4 protein-coding genes are annotated in these 2,994 nt (G+C 37.7%); all 4 read left to right on the forward strand.

Annotated features, from left to right (window positions below; translation table 11 throughout):
• The first annotated feature begins 273 nt into the window (after positions 1-273).
• Positions 274-675 carry an Rrf2 family transcriptional regulator gene (locus tag ENL20_08940; protein ID HHE38682.1) on the forward strand — a complete coding sequence of 134 codons (402 nt, stop codon included), beginning with the start codon at positions 274-276 and terminating at the stop codon, positions 673-675.
• A 116-nt stretch (positions 676-791) separates the two neighbouring features.
• Entirely contained in the window at positions 792-1,130 is a 339-nt protein-coding gene (locus ENL20_08945) for a cupin domain-containing protein (GenBank protein HHE38683.1), read from the forward strand.
• 101 nt (positions 1,131-1,231) lie between these two features.
• Positions 1,232-2,458: an ABC transporter substrate-binding protein gene (locus ENL20_08950; GenBank protein HHE38684.1), complete on the forward strand. Its 1,227-nt coding sequence runs from the start codon at positions 1,232-1,234 to the stop codon at positions 2,456-2,458.
• 185 nt (positions 2,459-2,643) lie between these two features.
• Positions 2,644-2,994, forward strand: a 351-nt coding sequence (locus tag ENL20_08955) for a hypothetical protein (protein ID HHE38685.1), incomplete at its 3' end; no start/stop codon positions are given.

The following is a 2,994-nucleotide window of genomic DNA, read 5'->3' on the forward strand; positions in this document are numbered from 1 at the left end:
GACCTCTATCTTCTTATTAACCACCAACTTAAGTTGGTGGTTAATGAAACAGGAAAAAGTATTAACCGTTTTAACGGTTTCTAATTTTATTGAATTTGACCTTTTTAGAGTGGACTCATATTTGTTTGTTCACTGAAAACCCTCAATAAAATTGCATCTAATTATCCAAAATAAAAGAAGATAGAATTGTTTCAGAAAAAAAACAAAAAAAGATGTTGACAGAAAAACTACTATTTTGGTATTTGAATACCAGAATAAAGAAAAAGGTGAATAATGAGTAGTTTGCTTAATTTATCGGAAAGTGCTTTTTTAGCATTACACGGGATGGTTGTATTAGCTAAAGCAGCTCCGGAAAAAGTAAGAATTAAAGCACTTGCTTCAGAACTGAAAGCATCGGAAGCGCATCTGGCGAAAGTGTTTCAGCGTTTACAAAAAAGTGGTTTAGTGAAATCTACTCGCGGTCCAGCCGGTGGTTACAGCTTAATAACTGCTCCTGAAGAAATCAGTTTTCTGGATATTTACGAAGCAGTCGAGTCAAAGGTAAATATGAAAACCTGTCCTTTTGGGAAGTTAGATTGTATGTATGACTCTTGTATTTTTGATAGTTCTATAAGTGGATTATCACAAAACATTTATAGCACTTTTGCTAATTTGAAATTATCGGATTATTTGTAATAAATCGAAAAACATCTGAATGTCCGCAGGACTTCTCCCGAAAGCATTCGGGATTTTGGAAAGATAACATTCCGAAGATCTTCGCACATTCGGAAGTTAAAAAAGAGGAGATAAAAATGGAAATTAGAAATTACAAAAATTTGGAAGTAACACAAAATCCGCACGGGATCGATGCCTTTAAACTCTATGATAAAGATCCTGCCCAGATCATGCACTTGTATATGAGACCCGGAGAAAGTCTTAAACCACACAAAACTCCGGTAGATGTTGCTTTTTATATTTTGGAAGGAACTCCTTCTATAATGGTTGGAGAAGAAAAAGTTCAGGTTAAGAAAGATGATATCGTGGAAAGTCCGAAAAATATCGTGCATTGCATTTATAATGAAACGGATGAATTAGTGCGTGTTTTAGTAATGAAATTACCGAAACCGACAGCAAAGACTGTTATGGTGTAAGAAATTAGGCTCACGGATTACACGGATAAACACGGATTTTGAATATTTGTGTTATAATCCGTTTAATCCGTTCAATCCGTGAGCAATAAAAGAGAATAAAAATGAAATATTTTGAAGAAAACGATACGCTCTACGACATCGTGGAAAAGTTTCCGCAAACGATTCCGGTGTTTACTTCCAACGGATTTTCCCAAATGGGAGATGAAGAAAAGAGGAAACAATTTGCGAAATCGATTTCGCTGGAAATGGCATTGATGCTGAAGCAACTGGATGTTAAGATATTTTCAAACTTGCTGATAGAAGCAATCGAGCAGGAAAATAAAAACACAGATGCAACATTGGCAGCAAATAAAAAAAGTGATTCGGAAAATACTTTAAATGTTGTAGGACTCCTGCCTTGTCCGGTTCGCATTCCTCTTTTGGAGCGATTCAATAATTTTACCAAGGAATTTACTGCTGAATATAAAACGGAAATTAATCACGAATTGAAAGCCGCTTCGATGGGATTGGATTGGGTGGAAAACAACATCAAAGGAATCAAGAATGCAGATGAACTTCCCGACCTTTTCATCTCTGCAGGTTTTGATATGTTCTTCGATGAAGAAATGATCGGGAAATTCAAACGAGCGGAAGTTTTTGAAGACACGACGAGAATAAAAGAATTCAATTCTTTGTTTGCTGAAATCGATCTGAAAGATCCGAAAGGACATTATGCACTGATCAGCGTGGTTCCTGCCGTATTCCTGATCAACACAACTGAATTGGGTGATATACCGGTTCCGCGAAGTTGGGAAGATTTGATGAAACCCGAATTTGAAAAGCGAGTTTCATTACCGGTCGGGGACTTTGATCTGTTCAACGGAATTCTTCTTAACATCCACAAAAAATACGGTGATGAAGGTGTGAAGAAACTCGGCAGAAGTTTGCTGGAATCTCTGCATCCGAGCCAAATGGTGAAGAGCGAGAAGAAGAAAACAAATCGTCCCATCGTGACGATTATGCCGTATTTCTTTACGAAAATGGTGAAAGAAGGAAGCAAAATGCAGGCGGTTTGGCCCGCAGACGGAGCTATTGTCAGCCCGATATTTATGCTTTCCAAAAAAGATAAAAAAGAAAAATTACAACCTGTAATTGATTTTTTTGCTTCCAAAGAAGTTGGTGAAATATTGGCTCACGGCGGTCTTTTCCCTTCTGTTCATCCTGAAGTGGAGAACAGAATTCCGAAAGAAAACAAATTTATGTGGCTCGGTTGGGACTACATTTATTCAAACGATATCAGCAAGCTGATAAAGCACTGCGAAAAGGTTTTTGAGGATTCGATAAAATAGTTGAACCTTGAAAACGGCTTTAACAGAGGAATTCTTTCACTCAGCCTTTTCAACGGTTTGGGATAAATTAGAGAGAACCATTGAAAGAATTCAGCAGGAAGAAAATTCTTATAAATCCTTTCAAGGTAACACATTCCGCGACTGAAGTCGCACTCCTCTCAAGAGGGGATTAAAAGGAAAATACAATGAACCTGGTAACAATTTCAGGACCTCCGTCGTCAGGTAAAACGGCAGTGATCTTAAAGACGATAGAATCTCTGCGAAATAGAGGACTCAAAGTTGGTGTAGTCAAGTTCGACTGCCTTTATACCGATGATGACGAATTATATAAAAAAGCCGGAATACCTGTGAAAAAGGGACTTTCCGGAGCTTTGTGCCCCGACCATTATTTCGTGAGTAATGTGGAAGAAGTCACGCAATGGGGAATCAATGAAGGATTTGATATTCTCATCAGTGAATCTGCGGGACTTTGCAATCGCTGTTCGCCGTATATCAAAGATATTAAAGCCATTTGCGTTATTGATAATTTAAGCGGA

The organism is Candidatus Cloacimonadota bacterium, from assembly GCA_011372345.1.
Lineage (GTDB): Bacteria > Cloacimonadota > Cloacimonadia > Cloacimonadales > TCS61 > DRTC01.

Excerpts from the sequence above, each read along its gene's own strand:
- ENL20_08940 (HHE38682.1), top strand. The coding sequence starts at position 274 with ATGAGTAGTTTGCTTAATTTATCGGAAAGTGCTTTTTTAGCATTACAC.
- ENL20_08945 (HHE38683.1), top strand. The coding sequence starts at position 792 with ATGGAAATTAGAAATTACAAAAATTTGGAAGTAACACAAAATCCGCAC.
- ENL20_08950 (HHE38684.1), top strand. The coding sequence starts at position 1,232 with ATGAAATATTTTGAAGAAAACGATACGCTCTACGACATCGTGGAAAAG.